Source organism: Rhizobium terrae (assembly GCF_003425685.1).
GTDB classification, from domain to species: Bacteria; Pseudomonadota; Alphaproteobacteria; order Rhizobiales; family Rhizobiaceae; genus Neorhizobium; species Neorhizobium terrae.
The window spans coordinates 462456-483120 of sequence record NZ_QJKM01000002.1; the positions used below are offsets into that span (position 1 = coordinate 462456).

The following is a 20665-nucleotide window of genomic DNA, read 5'->3' on the forward strand; positions in this document are numbered from 1 at the left end:
CCCCGAGATATCCATCACGAAATCGCGCCGAGGATCTTGATTTCCAGACCCTTTGCAAGCTCCACATGCGAGAGGACCGGCAGCGTCGCGAACAACCGCTCGATGATCATGCGCACGTAGGAGCGTGTTTCGGGCGACGTGACGAGAACGAAAGGCAGGCCGCGATCCATGAATTCGCGGATGACCTTGGTCGCCTGTTCGCTGAACTCTTCCAGCGTGCGCGGATCGATGTCGAACTCGATCACTTCGCCCTTGTTGTCGCGCTTCAGCGCCTGGTGGAACAGCATGTCCCACTTGTTGCCGAGGCGCAGGACGCGCAGCACGCCGTTGTCGGCAAGATCGCCGCAGAGCTGCTGCGACATGCGAACGCGAACATGCTCGACGATCTGCTCGGTCTTGCGGACATGCGGCGCGAGTTCAGCCACCGCTTCCAGGATGAGATGCAGGTTACGGATCGAGACGCGCTCGGCGAGCAACAGTTTCAGGACGGCCTGCAGGCCCGAATAGGACATGTGCGACGAGCAGATTTCGTCGGCGAGCTTCTTGTATTCCGGATCGAGACGCTCGATGAGGATCTTCACGTCCTTGTAGGACAGAAGCTGCGGCAGGTTGTTGCGGATGACCTCCGAAAGATGCGTCAGCACGACCGAGACGTTGTCGATCGGATGGAAGCCTTCGCGCTTCAGGTCTTCCGCGAAGGTCTCGAGGATCGAGACCGCCGGCATGCCGAAAGCGGGTTCGCGGATTTCGTCGCCCGGAATGCTCGGCTTGCGGCCGGAACCGGTAACGACGAGAACGTCGCCGACGCGCAGCGTGTTCGAGGCGATCGTCGTGCCGTGGATGCGGATGCCATAGGACTTTTCCGGGATGGCGATGTCGTCGGACACCTTGATTTCCGGCACCACGAAACCGTACTGGGTCGCAAACTTCTTGCGCATCTTGCCGACGCGGAAGGCAAGCTCCTGATGCGCGCCGAGCAGACGGGTCGAGACCTGCTTGCCGAGCGCGAGCTCGATCTCGGCGGTCTTGAGGACCGACTTGACCGAATCCTTTTCCGCTTCCTTGGTCTGGACGACCTTCTTTTCCTCGTCCTCGCGACGAGCCTTGTTTTCGGCCTCGATGCGGCGCGGCACGAGCCAGGCGCCGAAGCCCATCAGGCCGCCGAGCGCCACGAACGGCAGGAAGGGCAGGCCCGGAATGATCGCGAGAAGGCCCATGAGGCCCGCGGCCATCGAAAGCGCGCGGGGATAACCGCCGAGCTGGTCGATGACGGCCTTGTCGGTCGAGCCAGACGTGCCGCCACGGGTGACCAGAAGGCCGGCGGCGAGCGAAACGATAAGGGCCGGGATCTGCGAGACGATACCGTCGCCGACCGACAGCTTGACGAAGACGTCGGCCGCTTCGCCGATTGGCATGCCATGGCGGAAATATCCGATGATGATGCCGCCGAAGACGTTGATGGCGGTGATGATGAGGCCAGCGATCGCATCGCCGCGAACGAATTTCGACGCACCGTCCATCGCCCCGAAGAAGGAGCTTTCCTCCTCGAGCTCGGAACGGCGGCGCTGGGCTTCCTTCTCGTCGATGATGCCGGCGGAAAGATCCGCGTCGATCGACATCTGCTTGCCGGGGATGGCGTCGAGAGTGAAACGGGCGCCGACTTCCGCGATACGCGTGGCGCCTTTGGTGATGACGATGAAGTTGACCGTCACCAGGATCATGAAGACGATCACGCCGATCACGAAATCGCCCGACATCACCAGGCCCGAGAAGCCGGCGATCACACCGCCCGCCGCATCGTGGCCCTGGTGGCCGTGCGACAGGATCACGCGGGTCGTCGCGATGTTAAGCGACAATCGCACCATGGTCGCAATCAGCAGGATGGTCGGGAAGGACGAGAAATCCAGAGGCCGCTGGATCCACAGCGCCACCATCAGGATCAGCACCGAAAACGCGATCGAGAAGGCAAGCCCGATATCGATCAGGAACGGCGGGATGGGCAGGAACAGGATACAGAGAATGGCGACGATGCCGGCTGCGAAGCCGATATCGCGGCCGCTCGGTGCGACCTTAGGGATGGATAATGCAGGTGGTTGCGCCATGGATCTTCCGTCTCTTCATGAGATGGCGGCAGGAGGAACTCCTGCCAGTTCACGATCCTGACTAAACGCCGAAGCTTGCGCGAAAATGGGGAAGGAAAAGCGACGCGGGCCGCAACGGGTCAGAAACCCGATTGCACCCGCGAAAAGACCAGATTGGCAAAAAGATTGATCTGGCTGCCGATGAACGGCGCGGTAATCCCGATCGTGATCATGATCGCCACGATTTTCGGAACGAAGGTGAGGGTCATTTCCTGGATCTGCGTCAGCGCCTGGATAAAGGCGATGACCACGCCGACGACCATGGCCACGAGGACCGCCGGACCGGAGGAGATCAGCACGGTCCAGATCGCCGCCTGCATGATATCGAGGGCATCGGCTTCATTCATGGCGTTCGTCCGATTCGCATCTGGCAGATCAAGTATCTTTAGAACTATCGCCGCCGTCAGTCGAGCTGTCTTTGTCCTCGGGCTTGCCGGGCGTCAATGGCGTATCCGAAAATACCACGCCGGCCTGCAGCAGGATCTTGTCGTTGGCTTCGGTAATGGCGACGACGCCATCCGAATAGACTTCGACTTCCTTGACCTTGCCGGCAAGGGTGTCGTCGGCACTCTTGACGTATTTGCCGATGAGATCGGTCGCGCGGGTCAGGGCTTCCGCCTGCAGCATGCTCTTCAGGTGCGTGTTCGTCTGAACGGACTGCTCCACCTGCGAGAAGGTCGCAAGCTGGGAAATCTGCTCGCTCGCATCCATCGGATCGGTCGGATCCTGATATTTCATCTGCGCGATGAGGAGCTGCAGGAAGTTGTTGTAGTTCAAGCTGGCATTGTTGGCAGCGCTGTTCGACGCACCGGCGTTCGCCCAAGGGTTGGCGGCCGCCGACGTGATAGGATCTACCGCCATGGTGCAATCTCCTTGCGAATGCGCTCGACGGTCGCCGGAGCGAGCTCCTGATTGTTCAGAATGCGGTCTTCGACAGGATAGAGAGCCCGGATCGCCTTCAGCGCGTCGAAAGCACGGCCTGAGGCGACCATGCCGTCAATCCGCTTCAGTTCCGCCAGCACCTCGTCGTCGTGGAAGCAGGTGAGCAGCATGGCGACGGACTTGCGGAACAGCGCCATCGACTGTTCCTTGCCGTCGGGATTGATCAGCATCATCTGGGCGATGAAGTACAACTGCCGAAGCGGCGTTGTCGCATCCTCAGGCTGAAGAACATGGTTTTCCAGAAGGAACGTGACGTCGTTGAGAAATTCCAGCGCGACCTTGCGATCAACGCGCAGGACTGCGCCGTTGATGAAGATCCGCTCGCCGGATTTCAAAGAGATGCGAAGCGTACTTTTCATTTAAGTCCATCCCTGATGATGGTGGTCACGTCGATGATGCCCTGGAAATTCGTCGACTCACGTTTCCTGATCTTCTCGCATTCCTTCAGTATCCAGATAGCGATCGAAATCAGGTCGGCACGCAGTTCGTTGGCCAACTCGTTGTCCGGTTGCTTCAGATCCTCGATGAACCGGATCCATACGCGCCGGGTATAGAAGAGGGCCTCGACCGTGGTGCGCGTATAGTTGCCCTCGTCGCGAGCCGCTGCCATGAGCTCGATGGAGCGATCAAGGGCCTGCCGCTCACGATCCTTGGCGTTGGCAACGCCGTCTTCCATGATCTCGGCATATGAAAATTGGTACATTCATGTATCCTCTTCATGAGCCTACCTTTAGTCATCAAAGGTAGTTGGCTAGGCTCAGCTGCTGTATCTTTGCCGTTACGGTATATGCGGTTTCGAGAAGCGTCTTCATCGTATTGAGGCGGGTTGCCGCCTCTTCCGGATCGACGTTCTCCATGCTGCCGAGGCTTTTCGTCAGGATATCTTCCTGCGCCTGCAACCTTTCCTCAGCCTTGGATGTCCGTTCGGTCGCGATGCCGACGGTGGTCCGCTGCTGCTTGAGGCTATCGACGCCGTTCATCGCCTTGTTGATGACCGAGGTCGTCCGGGTAGCAACCGCCGAACGGGCATCCTGGGTCATGTTGCCCTTCAGGAGTTCCATCGAGACGATCGAGGCGAAGGCGAAGTTGCGCATGCCCAGGCTGTTCGCATTGGTCGAGCTGTCGATCACTTCGGTCGGGCTGATGCGCGACTTCATGTTTTCGTCGCTGGCATCCGAGAAGAAGGCCGTCCAGAAGTCCTGGCCCGCGACTGCCGCCGAATGCGGCGGAGAGGTGACCGTCGATGAGCCGTTGAACTTCGCCTCGAGTTTGTCGAGGAAGTCGTTCATCTGGGTACCGGTCATCGCGGCAACGCTGCCGATGCCGTTCGTCGACACGTAGTGATTCAGCTCCGCATCGAACGCTGCCTTTGCCGGCGAACCGGGGGCGAAATAATCCTCCATCGGCTTCACGTCGGAATTGATGCCGGCGAAAATATATTCGCCCTGAACCGCAGTATTGGCGAAAGTCGTGAAGGAGTCGAGTGCGTCGCTCATCGCCTTGCGCGCCGTCTCGAGGTTCGTCTCATCGGCGGAGGATCCAAGCGTCAGGATGGCGCTCTGGATGGTGAGGCCGAGGTCGTTCATGTTCTTCAACGAAAGCTCGGCGCTTTCGAGGCGCTGGGTTGCCAGTGCCGCGGTGCTCAGGAGCGAGTTGATACGGGTGATGTCGCGGGAAAGATCGAGCGCGCGCGACGTGTTGGCGCCGAGCGTGACACCCAGGTCCGCATGTTTCTGGGTAACCGCTTCCTGGTTCGCCTTGACCATTTCGCGCTGCACGCCTGCGATCGAATTTCGCATCGTGGTTTGAATGGATAGTGAGGAAATGAAGGAGGTCTTCATGATCAGCTCGCAATTTCCAAAAGGGCTTTCATCATATCATCGACGGTCGACATCAGCTTGGCGCCCGCCTTGTAGGACTGCTCGATGTCGAGCAGCAGCGACAGTTCCTCGTCGAGGCTGACGCCCGTCGTGCTGGAATAGGCTTCCAGCGTGCGGGTCAGCAATGCTGTCTTCACCTCGTCCGCAGACGTTGCCGTGCTGCGAAGCTGTTCGAGCCAACCCATGGAGTCGGATGCAAGCGATACGAGATCCGGCGCGTCCGCGATTTCCGTCAGGCTGTCGAAAACCATCGGAGATTCAAGATTTTCGTTATATTTGTCGAGCAGTTCGCCGTAGCTCGAACCGCCGGTATTGACCACATAGGCGGCGCCGTTGATGCCGCCATCGCGCAGCTTGTCGGGGGTGCCTGCCGGAGGGACGACGACCGGGTTGACGAAGATCCGGGACGCAAGACCCGGGACCAGAAGCGAACCCGGATCCGGCTTGCCGTCGGCGTTCGTATCGGTACCCGTCTGCGACGGGACGGCCGTCTGCTGAACACCCGAAGCGTCCTTATAGGTAAAGAGGCCGGTCCTCGGCGTCTGCGGCGAACTCGCAGGGCCGGTTTCCGCAAAGGCGGTGATCAGGCCGCGGGCGATTTCGTCGAGCTGCTTCTGGAAGGTAGGCGCAACCTTGTCGCGCAGCTGCATATAGGCCTGTAGCGAGCCCTTGGCGGTCGTGTTGGCCGCATCGCCGGCCTTTAACGGGACGCCGTCGATATAGACGCCATTGCCTGTCGTCGAGGCATCGAACGCGGCCGTCGGCTGGAACGTGACCTTGCGCGGCACCGTTTCGAACAGCGTCACCCCGTCCGAGGTGTAGAGGACCATGTCGTTGTCGCCGCGGGTGTAGGATGTCACGCCGACGATTTCGGAGATTTTCTTGACAAGCCCTTCGCGCTCGTCGAGCGCGTCGTTGGGATCGGCACCGCTCGCGGTGGCGTTCTTGACCTGGTTGTTGACCTGCTCGAACTTGGAGAGCAGGGCATTCAGGTCGTTGACGTTCTGCTTGATCTGGTCGTCCGCGTCCTTGCGGATCTGCTGAAGCTTGTCGGCCGTTGTGTTCAGGGTCGAAGCCAGGTCCTGGGCGCTGGAAATCACCGCAATGCCGATGCCGGTATCGTTCGCCTTTGAGGCGAAGGTTTCCATGTCGTTGCGGAAAGCCGCGATCAGCTTGGCGGGGGAGAATTCGTTGTCGTTCCCCCCCATCAGGTTCTTGATTTCGGTGAGGCCGTCGAGCAGCGTCCGCTGGCCGCTGGCGATCCCGGTGCTCTCGATGGTCTGGCGCAGCAGCGGAGAATTGCTGGATCGTACGATGTCGTCGATGATCGCGCCATTGCCGCCCGTGATGACCGGCGCGGAACGGCGGACATAATCCGGGTTCTGCGCATTGGCGATGTTCTTCGAGACCACAGCCGACTGGGTGCCGGAATTGGTGAAGATCGACTGGGCCGTAGACAATGCGGATGAAAGCGACATCTTTTACTAACCTCTTGAGACTTATTCTCTCGATTGTCCTGGCGATTATCTCTTCAGGTTGATGAGAACATCCATCAGATCGGAGCCGGTCTGGAAGACCTTGGAGTTCGCGGTGTAGACGCGCTGGGATTCGATCATCTCGGTCAACTCGCTGGCGATATCGACGTTGGAGCTTTCCAATGCGCCGGAATAAACCTGACCGAAGGCACCCGACTGCGGGAAGCCGATGGTGACGACACCCGAGTCATTCGTCGGCAGATAAGCGTTGCCGTTCTGGGGCTTCAGCTTATCGATCGCAGGAACGGTGGCGAGAGCGACCTGGTAGATCGGTCGGCGCCCGCCGTCCTGGTAGACCGCCGTGACCAAACCGTCTCCGCCGATTTCGACGTCCGTGATCGGGCTCGGCGCATTGCCGTCGATAATACCCTTGCCCGGCGTGAAGTCGCTGGAGAATTGCGTCATGTCCGACATGTCGATCGTGATCGTCTGCGCCGGGGTCGCACCGTCGTTCTGGTCGGTGATGGTGATCGAATTCGCCGAAGCCGGAGCCGTCGTCTTCAGTTTGTTGGTGTTCGGATCAAATGTCAGTGTGACCTTCTGCTGGACGAGGGTCGGTGCATCGGCCGTGGCCGCATAGGGGAAACCACCATTGGTGGACTGATCCTGGCGGTAAACCGCGACTTCCCAGGTATTCGTACCCGTCTTGGTATAATAGAAGTCGTACAGAACCTTGCCACCGGCATGGTCGTAAGCGGTGAGCGAGCTCTTGTTGCCGATGACCGCCGTTGCGTTGTTGGCGCCCGGCAGATTCGCGGCGACCGTGACCGGATCGGCCCGCTTGTCCAGGTTCGCCGGGAAGCTGCCCTGGCTGGACGGCGACGAGACCAGGCCGAAATCGTTGATGTTGATCGCTTCAAGGCCGTTGAAGCCGTTGACGACGGCAGCCGGCGGGTTGGAGCCGTAGGGATAACCCATCAGCTGGTAGCCGGCCGTATTGACGAGGTAGCCGTTGGAGTCCTTCTGGAAGGCACCGGCGCGGGTCAGATAGGGTGAGCCGTTGAGGTCGCTGACGATAAAGAAGCCTTCGCCCTGGATCGCAAGATCGGTATTCGACGTCGTATACTGGATGCCGCCCTGTTCAGCGATGCTGTAACGAACGTTCGTTTCGACACCGCCGGACGAATAGGAACCCTGAGTGGAGGGCAGGACCAACGAGGAGAACGCCGTCGAGGAACGCTTGTAGCCGACCGTGCTCGAGTTGGCGATGTTGTCGCCGACGGTGCCGAGACGGTTGGCCTGAGCATTCATACCCGAGACCGACGTCTTCATCGTGCCGAAAATACTCATAGGAAATCTCCTTTTTGTCTGATGAAGAGAGTAAGAGGCGGGCCTTGCGTGAAGCTGTCTGCTTTCCGTTTCCGCTGAAAATAAGCGGCAAGGCCCAGCTGAAAATCAGCTCCAGTCGATGCAATAGCCAAGGAAACGCTTGGAATCGACCGGATCGAAGCCGAGACGCTTGCGCAGCTTCTTGCGCAGCTTGCTGATGTGGCTTTCGACGACGTTCTCTTCGACTTCTTCGTCGAAGATGCCATAGATGGCGTTGAATATCTGGGTCTTGGACACACGGCGACCGCGGTTGGCGACGAGATATTCGAGGATGCGGCGCTCGCGGCGCGGCAGGGCGAAGACTTCGCCTTCGATTTCCGGATCACGACCGTCGGAAAAAACCCGGATCGCGCCGATATCGGTATAGTTCGAGATCGCCTTCAGCCGGCGACGGATCGCAGCGGCACGCGCCAGGATCTCGCGGGGATGAACAGGCTTGCGAACGACGTCGTCGACGCCCGAGTCGAAGAAGGCAAGGGTCGCCTCCAGGGATGGCTGATCGCTGACCGCGATCACCGGTGCCATGGACCGATCACGAATGGCTCTCGGCAATTCGAGCGATCGCTCGCCCTGGCCGATGAGGAAAGCTTCGACTGCGGCAATATCCGAGTCAGCAGCCGTGTTCACCCATTCGCCGAATTCTTTCGGATCAAATCCCGTGGAAGGAATGCCTTCACGTCCAAAGAGAGATGTGTATCCGTCTTTCACGAGCTCACGCTCATCAACCACTACGATCATTCGTCCGCCTCCGAATCAGTTGTGGTGCCTCGATGGCTCTATGGGTACGAATCGCGGGAATCGGAGACAAGCTGTGTGAAGTTAACCAAACAAATTAATAGTTGATTAAGGATTGGCCTGCGATTTGCACTAGATGTAGTGGCTGACCCAATCCGGCACACAAATTTTCGGTGGAAAAATTAACACATCGTAAAAGAGGGCTTGCGCTGCAAATTTGTGCCGCCAAAGCGTCACAATGCAATTTTGCGATTCCTCAAATTCGGATTTAAATCCTAGGTTGTCTAACTTTTGCAAAATCCGGCGGCGTTGGACGTCCATTGCCCATAGCCTGTAGCGACCAGATTGCTGATCACCCGGCAGACATATTGCTTCTGCGCGGGGTTGTTGTTCGGCCCGGCGTGGTATCTTGCTACCGCCATCGTCCAGGTTTCATGCCTGTCATGTAGGTTGCGAAGAAACTTCGCCGCATATTCCACGTTGTGCCTCGGGTCGAACATTTCTTCCGGCGAGGAGAAGTTCTCGCCATGGAAATGGTGGTTGATCTGCATGCAGCCGATGTCGATGAGCTTCATGCCACGCTGTCTGGCATCGTGGAAAGTCGTCATCGCCGCCTGCTGCGAAGGCGGGAAATAGGCCTTCCCCTCCACGTTCATCGCGTAGGGGCTGAGGCTTCCCTTGCGGCCGGTCTCGGTGAGGCCGACAGAATAGAGAATGCCTTCCGGTATGCCGTACTTGGCCGCCGCCGCCTGGATCTCGCGTTCGCAGGCGCCGGCATTGACCGGCACGCCGGCAGTCGCCGAACCTCGGGAAACCTGCCGCACGGCTGCCGACGGGGATGTCCGGGGCGGCGCCTGCCGAGATACCGGCGGAGAAACCTGGCTTGCCGTCGGCGGCAGGGCGGCCGATCCGCCCCATCCGCCGGGACTGAACAGCGATCCTGCCTGCGCCTCAGAGATAAAGCTGACCAGGGCGAGCGTTACCAGAACCCGGCTGCTGGGTGTTGTCCGATACCGAGTCATTGGCCGTCCTTGCGCCCTGATCTGCTTTCTGGCGGCCGTCCGCCTGCTCCTGTCCGCGTCCGGCGGCAAAACCCTGCCGGCCGTCTTGAGCCGCGCCCTGCTGGCCCGCCTGGCCGGATTGGCCCTGCGGCTGGTTGCCGGCACCGTCGGAATCGGCGGTCGGCGCTATGCTGATCGTCACCTGGTCAACGGAGAAGCCCTGCGCGCGGAGCGCGTCCATGATCCCACCGCTGTCCTCGCTGAGCTGTCTGTAGGCGGCACGTGTCTCGACGGTCAGATGAACGTTCAGCTCTTCGCCATGCAGACGCAGCGTCGCAGTCACGGAACCGAGATCATGCGGGTTCATCTGCAGCTTGAGCATGTTCACCACCGTGCCGGTGCTGCTCTGCGCGGCCGCGTTGGACAGGGCCGAGCTCGGCTGCATCGCGGCCGCCCATTCGGAATCACCCGATATCAGGGCGGTGAGGCTGGCGCCGTTGGAATTCGGCGCAAGGCCCAGGAACCGGCGGGAGTCGAGGATGGTCACATTTTCCGCCCCGCCATTCGATGAAGGCTTGAATTCCGCGGTCACACGCTCGCCGGCCCTGCCGTCAATCGCCATGTCGACGCTCTGGTTCTCATTGCGGGCGTTGGTGAAACGGAAATTCTGCGTGTCGGGAACGGCTGCCTCCGGATCGGCCGGCATCGCGAGCGGATCCGGCCCGGTGCCGCCGAGAAGGCTGAAACGCTTCGGGTCGCTGACGGAAAGAGAATCGGCCTCACGGCCCTGGTTCTCGGAGCCCCGATCGCGTCTGGCTGACGCGCCTGCAGCGTTCTTCGGCATCATCCCGCTCATGTCGGCGGGCACAGCTTCGCCGCTGGTCAGAAGCGACAGAACATCGGCGATCTTCGCATCGTCAGCAGCGAGGATAGACGTGTCGACGCTGTCGGCTTCGCCTTCCTGAACCTTCTTGCTCGCCTCGGCGTTCTTCTCGTGAAGCTCGTCCGACTTGCGCGCGACGGCCTTTGCCGCCATCAGCGCGTCACGAAGCTTCTTTTCCGCCGGCGTCATGTGCCGGCCCTGTCGTATCTCAGCCTGTTCCTGCACTTCGGCGGCGGTTTCCGTTTTTCCCTGGGGGCGCAGCAGAGACTCGGGCCGGATGTCGATGATCGGCTTCGGCCTGGAAGACCTGGAATTCACGTCCACGCGGTCTTCTGCGGAAGAGGGCGTCGCTTCATCGTCCACGACATCGTCCGATTGCGGGGAAGCATCGCGGTCGTAATTCGAAAGGGCATCCGAAAAACCGCCGGACGGCGCGTCGGCGCCCTTGCGGCCGGCAACGGCCTGTTTCGCGGACGAAGCGGCATCAGCAGCTCCGGTCTTGCCACCCAGAATGTCGGTAATCATTTGGACGAGCTCTCTTCTTTCAGCATTTCATCGATAGCATTCAACCGCGAACGACCAGTGTTGACATATGTCTGGAAGGCCGGATCGAATTTGGCAGCGGTGCCGGCCATCGGACTTTCCGTGGCGGGGGCAGGCCCAGCGATCTCATTTCTGGGCGGCGCGACTTGGGATTTCGCGCCTTCTGTATTGGTCAGCTTGACAGGCTTTTCTTGTGCGAAACTGTCGGCGGTTGGCCGGCTAACGACTTGCTCGGCAATGGCTTTTGCCGCCTGCCTGAGAGCGCGGTCGCGGGGCGTCAGCATCTCGTCTGGAACGTCGTCGATCGCCTGCACGGCGGTGTTGACGTCCTTGGTGGGAATGCCGGCCAGGCCGCCATAGAGCCGCGCCAGCGCTTCCGGCGTCGGCGTTCCCTTGAGCGCTTCGGCCTTGCCGGACATCAGGCGGGCAAGATCGTTCTTGCCGGCGATAGCCGCTGAACGCGCGATGCGCAGGAAAATTTCGCGGCGCCTGTCGGCGTCCATGAATTCCAGCGCGCCATCGACGTCGTCCTCGGTTATCTCGCCGAAATGCCCGACGACCAGCTGGACGAAGAAATCTGCGAACTGGCTTGCATAGGGCGAATGAATGAAACGCCGGGCATATTTGCGGGAATAGGAGAGCGCCGGGCCAACCATGTTCGCATCGACCGTGATCGCCACCGAGCGGCGCAGCGCGGCCTCCTCGATAATGGTGCCTGGAGCCGTCAGCCGAGCCCAGTCGTAGGAGACCAGGGCACTTTTCGGATCCTTCGCCACCGAAACGTTGCCGCTCACCAGCGCGAGATAGGGGCCGATCTTTTCGTCCTGATATTCCTTCGCCATGTCGCTCAGGGTCTTGGCGACCAGCGTGCCCTTGCCATTCAGATATTTCCTCAGCGCATCGGCAACGCGGTTGTCGAAGTGCCCGGCTATGTCGCGGGAGGCAAGATATTCCAGGGTCCCCGGATTGCCGCCACTCATCGCATAAACGAGCGCGGCATCGACGTTGCGCGGATCTTCGAAGACCGACGGATCTGCGGTTCTCAGCCGCTGATCGATCGTCTCCAGCATGAAACGCTGCATTTCCGCTGCCGAATGGTCACCGCGGACGACAGAATCCTGCACGAACTGCAGGGAGCGAAGCATTGCGTAAGGCGCGAGATCGCCACGATCCTGGGCCAGCGCCGGATGCGCGGAAGCGGCCCCGAAAACGAGGCCGGCCATCAACAGGGACCGTATGCCCGCCAGCGCCATGGTTATCCCTCGTCCGCCTGGAGCAGGATCTCGATGCGCCGGTTTGCCGACGCCAGCGGATCGTTCGGCACCTGCAGCCGCCTATCCGCGAAACCCGAGACCTGCTTGATGCGGCCTTCGAGCAGGCCGCCATGCACCAGCATGTAATAGGCGCTGTGGGCACGGGCCATCGAAAGCCGCCAGTTATCGTTTTCGGTGCCTTTGAACTGCCGGCCGTCGGTGTGGCCGCGCAGGACGACGCTGCCCTTGCGTTCTTTCAGGATCTGGCCGATCTTTTCCATGGCGAGCACCATTTCCCGCCGCGGCACCGCCGAGCCGATGTTGAACATCGCGTCATCGGCCTGATCCGAGATCGTCACGAGCAGACCGCCTTCGGCCGGCGTCACCACCAGGCCTTCGGCCAGCTTGCCGGCCACGCCGGAAATCTGCCGCTGGATCTCCTCGCGCAATTGCTCGGCGGCCTTCTGATCGGCCTTCGCACCGTCCTCGGGCTTCTGCCCGTTGAGGTTCGCCGCCTTGTCGGCCTGCTGACCGCCGGGAGGCGTCGGTTTGTCGAGCTGCGTCGGGTCGGGACGGGGCGTCGGAATGGCCATCGCGAGCTGGGCCGGCGTCAGGGGCGGCGGTTCGTTGGATTGCAGCTGCGTCTGCGCCTCGGTCGATCGCGGCATCTGCGACGACTGGTCCAGCTGCGCCAGCGGATCATCGCTCGGGAGCGTCTTCACCGCCTGCTCGGGACCGCTTGCGCGCGCCACCTGCATCTGTTTGGTCCAGAAATCCGGATCGAACGGGTCGCGGTACGCCTGACCGCCGTCCGCTCCCGTCGCCGGACCGGAATCGGCGGCGCCGCCCTCGCCCTTGGCGCTGACATTAGCCTGCTGCCCGACTTCCTGGGCGATCTCGGCGAGCACCGAATAGGGATTTTCGAAGAAATCGGCTTCGGAATAATTGGGCTCGTCGCCGGAGGTCGACGTCATGTCCTCGCCCGTTGCGGCGGCCGAACCTTGGACGTCGCCATCCGCCTTGACGCGCGATCGTTCGCCGTTTTCCTGGCCCTCGGCAGCATCCACGGGCTTTTCGAGGCCTTTTTCCGCCGGCGTTTCGTCGGAGAGCTTGATCGGATTGAAGTAGCTCGCCATCGAGGCCTTGGTTTCCTCGTTGGCGGCATTGACCAGCCACATCACGAGAAAGAAGGCCATCATCGCGGTCATGAAGTCGGCATAGGCGATCTTCCATGCACCGCCGTGATGGCCGTCGTCATGCCCACCGCCATGTTTCTTGACGATGATGACCTCGTTCTTGCCGTGGTGATGGTTCTCGCCCTCACTCATCCCAGTACCTTCTTCAGACTCGCCGACCACGCCGACATGCGGGTCACAAGCGCTGTTTCACCGATGTCGACCGCGATATCGAGGTCGGGGGCTTCGATATGGCGCAGGAGCGGAGTGGAGGCTCCAAGCGCGATTTTCAGCTTCTCGAACAGATGCAGCGGACCGCGCACCGTCAACGTTCCCACATCACCTTCGAGGATCGCCGCACGAATGATGTCCGCCATGTCGGAGACGGCCTTCGCAACCAGCGCTTCGTCGACAAGCGGCGACAGAATGCGCGCTGTCTGATCGCTGACCGCCTGAGCCGTCAATCCGGCAATCTCTTCGAGCCGGCCGGCAATGACAGCGGCAGCCTCGTTTTCATATTTCTCGCGAAGTGCTGCCAGCTCGCCGGAATGCGCCGCCAGAAGCGCCTGGCGCTCCTCATCGAAACGCTGCTGCAACTCCTCGGATGCCGCTTCGTGTCCCTTCGCATAGGCTTCGGCGCGTTCCGCTTCGATGTCGACGGTCTGCTCGACCGCCGGCGGAAGCAGATCGTCATCGAAGCCGCCGCCGAAGGCGTCGGGCATCATCGGCATCGGAGCAGCCTCGGGTTCGCTGAAATCCTTCAGGTAGCGGGCAAGCGAAGCACTCATCGGAGAGCTCCCTGCCCCGCCACAGCCGTCCGCGCGGAGTTCTTCATGAACCCGCCGAAGGCGCGAAATTTCGCCGCTGCCATCATCGCATCATCCCGATAAGGTTGCCATTTTCATTCGTCTCGAGGCGATCGGATCAATATTCGCCCGACTGCAATGGAACGGTAGGAAGTCAAACTTGTGCGAGGATGAAGATGCCGCATCGCATCACGTGCACAGGTTTGGCAGGAGTCCTGACGCGGTGGCCGGACGCCCGGCCCCGCCGCGCGATCGAAAGCCTCGGCTTACTATTGCCGGAAGAGCTGAAGGATGTTTTCCGCGTTGGTGTTGGCGATCTGCAGCGACTGGATGCCGAGCTGCTGCTGCGTCTGGAGCGCCTTCAGCCGCGTCGATTCCTCGTTCATGTCCGCGTCGACCAGGCGACCGACGCCCTTGTCGATGACGTCCGTCAGCGAAGCGACGAAATTTTCCTGGAGATCGATGCGCTTCTGGATGGAACCGAGGCTGGACGCGGCGCTGGTCATCGCCATGAGCTGCTTGTCGAGGAACCGTTCCAGCATATCCAGGACCGCCTCGTTGTTCGGTGCGGAACCCGGAACCATGGTGTTCATCTTCGTAGCGAGATCATCCAGCTTGTCGATATCGAACGTCGTGACGGAGATACCCAGCTTTCGATTGTCGAGATTGTTGGCCGCATTAACCACATAGTAATATTTCGTCGCACCGACCTGATGTACGGGCGTCGTCACGGCGGGCGCCGTTGCGGGGTCAGTCGTCGTGACCTGCACCCACTCGCCCTCGAGCGCCTGCAGGTAGAAATTGCCGCCGACCTGGTAGATGCGGGCGTCTGCCGCGTTCGCATCGGTGCCGAGGGCCGTCAGCTGGCTCTGGCTCAGGAACGAAACGGCGTACGAGGCCTCCGTCGAACCGTTCGTACCGTTCGTGGTCGTGGCGGTCACGGCCGTCTCGTTCTCCGCGACGAACTCCACCGAGGAGTCGAGAATGCCGAGATTGCCGCCATTGAGGTCGAAGAGGACTGTCTTGGAATCCAGCTTATAGTCAACGGTCTTGACGGCGACCTCGCCCGAGGCGGTTCGCGTGAACGAGGCGACGACCTGCTTGGTGACGGGACGTTCCTGGGCATTGGTGCCACCGTCGCTGATATAATCCTGCAGCCAGTTTTCGCCGGAGAAGGTCGCTGAATCCGAAATGCTCTTCAGCTGTTCCTGGAGCTGGGCTATTTCTTCCTGGATCTTGTTGCGGTTGGCGCCGACGCCATAGGCGGCAACGATCTTCGACTTGATCTCCATGACCGTGTCGATGGCGCTTTCCATCGCGGTATAGGCGGTATCGACCTTCGCGGCGCCGAGGCCGAGAGCGTCCTGGATCGTCGAAAGGGCGTGATTGTCCGAACGCATCGTCGTGGCGATCGACCAATAAGCGGCATTGTCGGCGGCAGTCTGGACACGCATGCCCGAGGAAACGCGCGCCTGCGTCGTTTCCATATCGCGGTCGATCGAACGCAAAGTCTGCAGCGCCGCCATAGCGGCAATATTTGTAAGAATACTGGTCATTGGCCGTGCCTTCGGTCAAATAATCTGAAGAATCCGGAGTTGTTGACCGGAAACGACCAGAGGCATCATGCTTACCGCCCCAATGCATCCAGGATGCCGGCGGCCTGTCGTTCTTAACAAATCGTTAACGCGACAGTTATCAAAGGCAGTTACGGATTGGCAAGACGTTAATGGGGCCTTAACGGCAAGATACGGTAATCGTGCAGGTTTCGCGCAAGCCACGGCACAACAACGAAAAACCGCGCCTCTTTCGAGACGCGGTTTTCTTTCCTGAATATTGCTGTCGTGTCAGAGCGGGGACGAACCCGCTCTAGCCAACGGGCCCGCTTACTGACGGAAAAGCGACAGAATATTCTCGGAATTGGTGTTGGCGATCGAAAGCGCCTGGATGCCCAGCTGCTGCTGCGTCTGGAGCGCCTTCAGCCTCGTCGATTCCTCGTTCATGTCCGCATCGACCAGCCGGCCGATACCGCTGTCGATCGAGTCGGTCAGCTTGGAGACGAAGTTTTCCTGCATGTCGATGCGCATCGAAATCGAGCCGAGCTTCGACGTCGAGCTGATCAGCCCTTCGAGTTGCTGGTCCACGAAGGAGATCAGCGCATCCATGAGCTGCGAGTCGGTGACGTTGGTGCCGTCACCCATGCCCAGGTTCTTCGTACCGCCGGTCTTTCGGTAGTCGTCGAGCTTGGTGATGTCGAGTTCGGAGACCGAAACGCCGTTGGTCAACGTGATGGAGGCGTTGGTTGCAAGCAGTGCAGCGGTGCTGATCTGATATTCCTTGGCGGCGGTGGAGTAGCTGACGTCGATGAACGCGCCGCCGACCTTGCTGAGATAGGCACCCGAAGAACCTTCGGTGAAGTTGCCGAGCGTATCACCCTTGATCCAGATGTTGCCGCCGATCTCCTTGTAGACAGCGGTCGTGTCGACCATGGCCGAGGTGTTGACCCTGGCGTAGCGATCGGCGCCGGAACTGTCCTGAACCTGACGGTAGCCCTTGATCATGTTGGCGTCGAGAAGGCCGGCGTCACCGCCCGAAAGGTCGAAGAGAACCGTATTTTCGTCGAGCTTGATCGGGATCGGCTGGACGGACACGTTGCCGTTGGCATCGCGAAGGAAGGAACCGATAACCTGCTTCATCAGCGGCTCGCCGGCATAGATTTCGCCGGTCGTCGCATGGGTACGGCCGCCGATATCGGCCTGCAGCCAGTTTTCGCCGGAGAACGAAGCGGAAGAAGCGATGCTCTTCAGCTGGCTCTGCAGCTGGGTGATTTCTTCCTGGATCTTGGCCTTGTCGACGCCGGCTTCGGAAGCGGCGACGAGCTTGTTCTTGATTTCGGTGACGACGTCGACAACCGATTCCATGGCGGCGTAGGCGGTATCGACCTTGGCGGCGCCGAGGCCGAGGGCGTCCTGGACGGCCGAGAGGGCGCCGTTGTCGGAACGCATCGTGGTCGCGATCGACCAATAGGCGGCATTGTCGGAAGCGGTGCCGACGCGAAGGCCGGTGGAAACGCGCTTCTGTGCATTTTCGAGATCGGAACCCACCGAGCGGAGGGTCTGGAGAGCAGCCATGGCTGCGATATTGGTCAGGATGCTGGTCATTTGAGTGCCCCTTGATTGGCTAGATGAAAGGGACATTCCGGGATTTCACCGGTGAACGATGGCTTGGGCCTTGATGCCTATTAACCTCTTCTTCGTCTTGGTTAACCCATCGTTTCGATGACCCCATTTAGGAGACAAATGGTTAACAAAGGTTAAACCGCTTTTACCAAAGTTAACAAAAAATCGACGCGCACAAAAAAACCGCGCCCCGGAGGGCGCGGCCTTTTTCGATGACTGTCTTTTCCGGATTAACGGAAGAGCGACAGGATGTTCTGCGAGTCGGAGTTCGCGATCGAGAGCGACTGGATCGCCAGCTGCTGCTGGGTCTGCAGGGCCTTCAGCTTCGTGGACTCTTCGTTCATTTCCGCATCGACCAGGCGGCCCACACCGCTGTCGATCGAGTCGGACAGCTTGTTGACGAAGTCTTCCTGCATGTTGATGCGCATGGAGACCGAGCCGAGCTTGGCGGCGGCGCTGGTCATCTTCTCGAGCTGGCCGTCGACGAAGGAGATCAGGTAGTCCATGAGCTGGTCGTCGGTGACGTTCGTGCCGTCGCCCATGCCCAGGTTCTTCGCACCACCGGTCTTGCGGTAGTCGTCGAGCTTGGAGATGTCGAGTTCGGAGACCGAAACGCCGGTTGCCAGCGTGATGGTGGCGTTGGTGGCGAGCAGAGCAGCGGTGCTGATCTGGTATTCCTTGGCGCCGGTCGAGTAGACGGCATCAACATAGCCGCCGCCGACCTTGACCAGGTACGAACCGGTCGAACCTTCGGTGAAGTTGCCGAGGGTGTCGCCCTTGATCCAGATATCGCCGCCGATATCCTTGTAGACAGCGGTCGTGTCGTTCCTGGCCGAGGTGTTGACGCGGGCATAACGGTCGATACCCGAGGTATCCTTGACAGCGCGGACGCCCTTGGCGGCGTTGGCGTCGAGGATACCGGCGTCACCGCCGGAAAGGTCGAACAGAACGTTGCTTTCGTCGAGCTTGACGGTAACGGTGCGGATGGCAACGTTGCCCTGTGCGTCGCGGGTGAAGGAACCGACGATCTGCTTGGTGATGGCGTCGCCAGCAACAGCGAGGTAGGCGTTGGAGTCCTGCTTGCCGCCGATGTCGGCCTGCAGCCAGTTTTCACCGGAGAACGAAGCGGAGGAAGCAACGCTCTTCAGCTGGTTCTGCAGCTGGGTGATTTCTTCCTGGATCTTCGCCTTGTCGACGCCGGCTTCGGAGGCGGCAACGAGCTTGTTCTTGATTTCCTGAACGACGTCGATAGCCGATTCCATGGCGGAGTAGGCAGTATCGACCTTCGCGGCGCCGAGGCCGAGAGCGTCCTGAACGGCAGAGAGGGCGCCGTTGTCCGAACGCATCGTGGTCGCGATCGACCAGTAGGCGGCGTTGTCGGAAGCAGAGCCGACGCGCAGGCCGGACGAAACGTGAGCCTGGGTCTTCTCCATATCGGAGCCGAGCTGACGCAGGGTCTGGAGCGCAGACATAGCTGCGATATTGGTGAGAATGCTAGTCATTGTTTAGGTGCCCCTTGAGTGGCTGATTACGAAAAGGGACATTCCGGGTCACACCGGGAACGGCGCACAGCGTCATGCTTGCTAACCAGTTAATTTGTTTGGTTAACTCGCCGTTTCGATGGCTCTAGGTAACCTCAATATGGTTAATGAACATTGAAGCGAATTCGAAAAATATAAAGGCCGCGTCCGAATTCGGACGCGGCCTCTTTTGGAGCTCCGTGGCGCGGTCAGCCTCCGCGCCATTTCGCCTGTTTCGATTAACGGAAGAGCGACAGGATGTTCTGCGAGTCGGAGTTCGCGATCGAGAGCGACTGGATCGCCAGCTGCTGCTGGGTCTGCAGGGCCTTCAGCTTCGTGGACTCTTCGTTCATGTCGGCGTCAACCAGTCGGCCCACACCGCGATCAAGCGAGTCGGACAGCTTGTTGACGAAGTCTTCCTGCATGTTGATGCGGCTCGATACGGCACCGAGCTTTGCAGCTGCGCTGGTCATCTTGTCGAGCTGCTGATCAACGAAGGAGGTCAGAGCGGCGATCAGCTGATCGTCGGTGACGTTCGTGCCGTCGCCCATGCCCAGGTTCTTCGCACCACCGGTCTTGCGGTAGTCGTCGAGCTTGGTGATGTCGAGTTCGGAGACCGAAACGCCGGTTGCCAGCGTGATGGTGGCGTTGGTGGCCATCAGAGCAGCCGTGGAGACCTGGTATTCCTTGGCGCCGGTCGAGTAGACGGCGTCAATGAATGCACCGCCGACCTTCATCAGATAGTTGCCGGTCGAACCTTCGGTGAAGTTGCCCTGGGTGTCGCCCTTGATCCAGATATCGCCGCCGATTTCCTTGTAGACAGCGGTCGTGTCGTTCATGGCCGAGGTGTTGACGCGGGCATAACGATCGAGACCCGAGGTGTCCTTGACGGCACGTGCGCCCTTGGCGATGCTGGCGTCGAGCAGACCGGCGTCACCGCCGGAAAGGTCGAACAGAACGTTCGTCTGGTCGAGCTTGACGGTAACCGTCTGGATCGAAACGTTGCCCTGAGCGTCGCGGGTGAAGGAACCGACGATCTGCTTGGTGATCGCGTCGCCAGCAACAGCGAGGTAGGCGTTGGAGTCCTGCTTGCCGCCGATGTCGGCCTGCAGCCAGTTTTCGCCCGAGAACGAAGCGGAAGAGGAGATGCTCTTCAGCTGGTTCTGCAGCTGGGAGATTTCTTCCTGGATCTTCGACTTGTCGGCAGAGGATTCGCCGGCGGTTACGAGCTTGTTCTTGATTTCCTGAACAACGTCGATGGCTGCCTGCATACCGGAGTAAGCGGTGTCGACCTTGGCAGCGCCGAGGCCCATGGCGTCCTGAACGGACGAGAGAGCGGCGTTGTCGGAACGCATCGTGGTCGCGATCGACCAGTAGGCGGCGTTGTCGGAAGCAGAGCCAACGCGCATGCCCGAGGAGATGCGGTCCTGGGTCGTTTCCATCTGGCTGCCGATCGAACGGAGCGTCTGGAGAGCGGCCATTGCGTTGATGTTGGTAAGAACGCTAGTCATGATTGGATTGTCCCTTTGAACGAAATACTTTTTGGGGGGACATACCGGACTTGAAAGGTTACCGGTCACTTCGGTCCGGCATCATGCCAACTCGGTTCCTTCGCCTCGGAAGAGATACCAAACCCGTCGTGTGAGGGGAATTTGGCACGTCATTCCTTGCCAAGTTCTTTAATTTGCCACCCTTCCAAACGGGCTCTGGTCTTATGGTTAACCGACGGTATATCGGCGCCGGACC

Annotated in this window: 18 protein-coding genes; all 18 read right to left on the reverse strand. The window is 60.2% G+C overall.

The window, feature by feature from the left end; genetic code table 11:
- Window positions 1-14 precede the first annotated feature (14 nt).
- Window positions 15-2102 carry a flagellar biosynthesis protein FlhA gene (gene flhA / locus DMO26_RS05150; protein ID WP_117190926.1) on the reverse strand — a complete coding sequence of 696 codons (2088 nt, stop codon included), beginning with the start codon at window positions 2100-2102 and terminating at the stop codon, window positions 15-17.
- Window positions 2103-2221: 119 nt separating this feature from the next.
- Window positions 2222-2488 (reverse strand): flagellar biosynthesis protein FliQ, encoded by a 267-nt coding sequence (fliQ, locus tag DMO26_RS05155; protein WP_117190927.1) that lies wholly within the window; start codon window positions 2486-2488, stop codon window positions 2222-2224.
- Window positions 2489-2516: 28 nt separating this feature from the next.
- A complete protein-coding gene (flgD, locus tag DMO26_RS05160) occupies window positions 2517-3002 on the reverse strand; it encodes a flagellar hook assembly protein FlgD (RefSeq protein WP_117190928.1) in 486 nt (161 codons plus the stop codon).
- Window positions 2993-3442 carry a flagellar biosynthesis repressor FlbT gene (gene flbT / locus DMO26_RS05165; protein WP_117190929.1) on the reverse strand — a complete coding sequence of 150 codons (450 nt, stop codon included), beginning with the start codon at window positions 3440-3442 and terminating at the stop codon, window positions 2993-2995. Before flbT ends, flgD begins: the two co-directional genes overlap by 10 nt.
- A complete protein-coding gene (gene flaF / locus DMO26_RS05170; protein WP_117190930.1) occupies window positions 3439-3786 on the reverse strand; it encodes a flagellar biosynthesis regulator FlaF in 348 nt (115 codons plus the stop codon). Before flaF ends, flbT begins: the two co-directional genes overlap by 4 nt.
- Window positions 3787-3820: 34 nt before the next feature.
- Complete coding sequence (locus tag DMO26_RS05175; protein ID WP_117190931.1) at window positions 3821-4924, reverse strand: flagellar hook-associated family protein; 1104 nt, start codon at window positions 4922-4924, stop codon at window positions 3821-3823.
- A 2-nt stretch (window positions 4925-4926) separates the two neighbouring features.
- Window positions 4927-6441: a flagellar hook-associated protein FlgK gene (gene flgK, locus DMO26_RS05180; RefSeq protein WP_117190932.1), complete on the reverse strand. Its 1515-nt coding sequence runs from the start codon at window positions 6439-6441 to the stop codon at window positions 4927-4929.
- A gap of 45 nt (window positions 6442-6486) precedes the next feature.
- Entirely contained in the window at window positions 6487-7788 is a 1302-nt protein-coding gene (locus DMO26_RS05185) for a flagellar hook protein FlgE (RefSeq protein WP_117190933.1), read from the reverse strand.
- Window positions 7789-7893: 105 nt separating this feature from the next.
- Window positions 7894-8565 carry a transcriptional activator Rem gene (gene rem / locus DMO26_RS05190; protein WP_117190934.1) on the reverse strand — a complete coding sequence of 224 codons (672 nt, stop codon included), beginning with the start codon at window positions 8563-8565 and terminating at the stop codon, window positions 7894-7896.
- 281 nt (window positions 8566-8846) lie between these two features.
- Window positions 8847-9386 carry a transglycosylase SLT domain-containing protein gene (locus DMO26_RS05195; RefSeq protein WP_117190935.1) on the reverse strand — a complete coding sequence of 180 codons (540 nt, stop codon included), beginning with the start codon at window positions 9384-9386 and terminating at the stop codon, window positions 8847-8849.
- A gap of 127 nt (window positions 9387-9513) precedes the next feature.
- Window positions 9514-10971, reverse strand: a complete 1458-nt coding sequence (fliK, locus tag DMO26_RS05200) for a flagellar hook-length control protein FliK (RefSeq protein ID WP_117190936.1) — start codon at window positions 10969-10971, stop codon at window positions 9514-9516.
- Window positions 10968-12242 carry a chemotaxis protein MotC gene (gene motC / locus DMO26_RS05205; RefSeq protein ID WP_226951191.1) on the reverse strand — a complete coding sequence of 425 codons (1275 nt, stop codon included), beginning with the start codon at window positions 12240-12242 and terminating at the stop codon, window positions 10968-10970. Before motC ends, fliK begins: the two co-directional genes overlap by 4 nt.
- A gap of 2 nt (window positions 12243-12244) precedes the next feature.
- Window positions 12245-13570, reverse strand: a complete 1326-nt coding sequence (locus DMO26_RS05210; RefSeq protein WP_117190937.1) for a MotB family protein — start codon at window positions 13568-13570, stop codon at window positions 12245-12247.
- Window positions 13567-14205: a hypothetical protein gene (locus DMO26_RS05215; protein WP_117190938.1), complete on the reverse strand. Its 639-nt coding sequence runs from the start codon at window positions 14203-14205 to the stop codon at window positions 13567-13569. Before DMO26_RS05215 ends, DMO26_RS05210 begins: the two co-directional genes overlap by 4 nt.
- Window positions 14206-14492: 287 nt before the next feature.
- Complete coding sequence (locus tag DMO26_RS05220) at window positions 14493-15779, reverse strand: flagellin N-terminal helical domain-containing protein (protein ID WP_117190939.1); 1287 nt, start codon at window positions 15777-15779, stop codon at window positions 14493-14495.
- Between the two features lie 327 nt (window positions 15780-16106).
- On the reverse strand, window positions 16107-17381 hold the full coding sequence (locus DMO26_RS05225) for a flagellin N-terminal helical domain-containing protein (protein ID WP_117190940.1): 1275 nt from the start codon (window positions 17379-17381) through the stop codon (window positions 16107-16109).
- A gap of 248 nt (window positions 17382-17629) precedes the next feature.
- The gene (locus tag DMO26_RS05230; RefSeq protein WP_117190941.1) at window positions 17630-18901 is read right to left on the reverse strand and encodes a flagellin N-terminal helical domain-containing protein; all 1272 of its coding nucleotides are present in this window, start codon (window positions 18899-18901) and stop codon (window positions 17630-17632) included.
- Window positions 18902-19158: 257 nt separating this feature from the next.
- Window positions 19159-20430, reverse strand: coding sequence for a flagellin N-terminal helical domain-containing protein (locus tag DMO26_RS34905; protein WP_117190942.1), 1272 nt, complete (start codon window positions 20428-20430; stop codon window positions 19159-19161).
- Window positions 20431-20665 lie beyond the last annotated feature (235 nt).

Bases quoted from the DNA above. Each gene is read 5' to 3' on its own strand.
- flhA (WP_117190926.1), bottom strand. From the start codon at position 2,102: ATGGCGCAACCACCTGCATTATCCATCCCTAAGGTCGCACCGAGCGGC.
- fliQ (WP_117190927.1), bottom strand. From the start codon at position 2,488: ATGAATGAAGCCGATGCCCTCGATATCATGCAGGCGGCGATCTGGACC.
- flgD (WP_117190928.1), bottom strand. From the start codon at position 3,002: ATGGCGGTAGATCCTATCACGTCGGCGGCCGCCAACCCTTGGGCGAAC.
- flbT (WP_117190929.1), bottom strand. From the start codon at position 3,442: ATGAAAAGTACGCTTCGCATCTCTTTGAAATCCGGCGAGCGGATCTTC.
- flaF (WP_117190930.1), bottom strand. From the start codon at position 3,786: ATGTACCAATTTTCATATGCCGAGATCATGGAAGACGGCGTTGCCAAC.
- DMO26_RS05175 (WP_117190931.1), bottom strand. From the start codon at position 4,924: ATGAAGACCTCCTTCATTTCCTCACTATCCATTCAAACCACGATGCGA.
- flgK (WP_117190932.1), bottom strand. From the start codon at position 6,441: ATGTCGCTTTCATCCGCATTGTCTACGGCCCAGTCGATCTTCACCAAT.
- DMO26_RS05185 (WP_117190933.1), bottom strand. From the start codon at position 7,788: ATGAGTATTTTCGGCACGATGAAGACGTCGGTCTCGGGTATGAATGCT.
- rem (WP_117190934.1), bottom strand. From the start codon at position 8,565: ATGATCGTAGTGGTTGATGAGCGTGAGCTCGTGAAAGACGGATACACA.
- fliK (WP_117190936.1), bottom strand. From the start codon at position 10,971: ATGATTACCGACATTCTGGGTGGCAAGACCGGAGCTGCTGATGCCGCT.
- motC (WP_226951191.1), bottom strand. From the start codon at position 12,242: ATGGCGCTGGCGGGCATACGGTCCCTGTTGATGGCCGGCCTCGTTTTC.
- DMO26_RS05210 (WP_117190937.1), bottom strand. From the start codon at position 13,570: ATGAGTGAGGGCGAGAACCATCACCACGGCAAGAACGAGGTCATCATC.
- DMO26_RS05215 (WP_117190938.1), bottom strand. From the start codon at position 14,205: ATGAGTGCTTCGCTTGCCCGCTACCTGAAGGATTTCAGCGAACCCGAG.
- DMO26_RS05220 (WP_117190939.1), bottom strand. From the start codon at position 15,779: ATGACCAGTATTCTTACAAATATTGCCGCTATGGCGGCGCTGCAGACT.
- DMO26_RS05225 (WP_117190940.1), bottom strand. From the start codon at position 17,381: ATGACCAGCATCCTGACCAATATCGCAGCCATGGCTGCTCTCCAGACC.
- DMO26_RS05230 (WP_117190941.1), bottom strand. From the start codon at position 18,901: ATGACTAGCATTCTCACCAATATCGCAGCTATGTCTGCGCTCCAGACC.
- DMO26_RS34905 (WP_117190942.1), bottom strand. From the start codon at position 20,430: ATGACTAGCGTTCTTACCAACATCAACGCAATGGCCGCTCTCCAGACG.